Raw genomic sequence first — 2,464 nt, 5'->3', positions numbered from 1 at the left:
ATCGGTTAGGCTTTGCCCTTCACCAAGCTGGTCAATTGCAGTGCCACGCGTTGTGGGTCTAGCACCTATACCTGATAGATGCCCAGCATCGGCATGGTAATGCCAGGTGCCATCGGTGAGTAAGATTAGATCGCCATAGGTGCCGTGATAGTCGTAACCATTGCTGCCTTGGCGTTCAAATCCTGACTCGCCTACATCGGGGTCTGTGATGGTCAGCTTGCCATCCGCATAGAGTGTTGTATTGCCAAGTGTGGCTATGCCTGAGTGAGCATAGTCAGGTGACATGTCGACACCCGCGCTGCTTTCGGTTATTGAACCAGTATCAACGCCAGCGATTTGGGCAGCATCGCCAACCGCCGAGAGCGTCGTTGATGCGCCAGTGTGTGTTGTACCACCATGCGCGTCTTTCACATCGTAGGTGAAGTGGACGCTGCCGTTGTAATTGTGGCTTGGAGTGAAGGTGAAGGTTCCATCGTGATTGTCTTGAATCGAGCCATGGTCAGCATGCAAATTAGCGATAGTGAGCTTACCTGCATCGTTGGCGTCTACGTCAACAGTATTAGCGATTAGCTCGGTTGCTGTGATGGTTTGAGCAAGATCTTCTTTACCGCTGTTCAGTTGCACTTCACCAGAACAATACGGACGGTCGTTATCGCCATGAACGGTGACAACAATATCGTGAGTGGTGCCATCAGCCGATTTGACGGTGACAGTATCCGTTATCGATTCACCTTGGCCGAGGTGATCAATCTTTCTACCTGTTGCGTCTTGGCCTATGGAAGCGTAGTAGCTCCAATCTCCGTTACTCTGAAGTATGACACGACCATGAGTGCCGTAATAAACGCCGGTTTGGGCATGGCTTTCACCGGAGTCTGGATCAACAATGTTCAGGTGACCATCAGTGTGTATTTCGTCGTTCCATAATTTGCCGATGTTTCCATGCATATGATCTGGTGAGCGATCATCGACGTAGCCACCAGACATTGTACCATCTGGTGCTGTATAGGTATGCCCTTCATGAACATCTCCAGTATAGACACCGCCGATAACGGCAGAATTATTAACCCCTGTAATCGTTATTGAGAGGTTTTGAGTGCTGCTCGCATTATGCTCGTCTGTGACTGTTACTGGAACAGTCAATGTCTTCGTGACACCTGATGCTAACGATTGATAGCTAGAGTGAGCAGGATCGAAGCTATAACTGCCGTCCGGATTAACCACCAAGCCATCAATCTGCGGTGCGCTGTAAGTCAAGGCCGCACCGGTATCAATATCTTGGCCAACCATTTGTCCATTTAGAACGCTTCCACCTTCAGTCACTGAGTGGGACTGAGCATTGATGGTTGGGGCATCGTTGGTACCATGAACCGTTAGCTCTATCGTGTGTGTTGTACCATCTGCTGAGCGTATAATGGCTGAATCGTGTTTAACTTCGCCTTGCGCTAAGTTCTGTATATTGCGGTTGTCGAGGGTATAGGTGTAGTGACCGTCGCGCATGAGCAGTATGTGCCCACCCAGTTTGGTGTCGTAGCCAATACCTTGATAGGTTTGTGAGCCTATATTCGGATCAAACTGTGCCTCTCCCTTATCAGGGTCTTGGATGTTTAATCTGCCGTCGTAATGCAGTTGGTAGTGGGTATCTATATAGCCGCGATCTTCAGTTACTCCCCGTAAGTCTGCATTGGCTTGTGCGTCGGTAATAATCGCGTTATCTGGAGTTGCGATAAGATCAAACTTAGCTTGAGTGCTGACGCTGCCCCCATGGCCGTCAACCACATCATAGGTGAGTCGAATCTCACCATTGAAATCTTTATCTGGGGTGAAGGTATAAGTGCCATCTTTATTATCAGTCAGGCTACCGTGTGTCGCTTGCAAATTTGTCACGTGCAATACATCGCTACTATCCACATCGCTTGCATGTGTTAGCAAGTCAGAAGCCTTGATGGTTACGGGTTGATCCTCTTTACCCGCAGGAAGCTGAGTCCACGCACTGACAATTGGTTTGTCGTTGCTGCCTTGCACATCGATAACGACTTTATGAGGGACTGTCGCTCCTGTTGAATCGGTAGCGGTGATCCAGAATGATTCAGACTGATGTTCACCAGCCGCGAGTTTATCCGCGGCACCGCCGGTTGAATTGTCTAGCTGATAGTGCCAATGACCATGCTGATCAATCGACAGCGTTCCCCATTGACCTTGGGGTTGATTGATTGCCCACGTAACGGTGTCGGACTTATCTATATCAGTCGCGATTAAGCTCCCTGTCGCATCGGGGTTTCCTGCCGTGTTCAAGCCCTGTTCGATCACCGCGCCACTTGAGGTACCTGAGATAGTAGGGCGGTCATTGGTGCCATTAATCGTCACTTTGATGGTCGACGGTGTGCCATCAACGGAAGAGACGGTAAAGGTTTCTTCGACTTTATCGCCGACGTTCAATTGATTAAACGCACTGTTGGCGGTGAAT

General features: G+C 49.6%; 1 protein-coding gene. It reads right to left on the bottom strand.

Translation table 11 applies throughout. From position 1 onward, the window contains the following. Nucleotides 1–2,464, bottom strand: a 2,464-nt coding sequence (locus A6D97_RS07180) for a VCBS domain-containing protein (RefSeq protein ID WP_206208215.1), incomplete at both ends; no start/stop codon positions are given.

It is taken from the genome of Vibrio sp. ZF57, assembly GCF_001691235.1.
GTDB lineage: Bacteria > Pseudomonadota > Gammaproteobacteria > Enterobacterales > Vibrionaceae > Vibrio > Vibrio crassostreae_C.
Note: the sequence above shows the minus strand (reverse complement) of the source record. Positions and strands in the feature narration are given on the sequence as shown.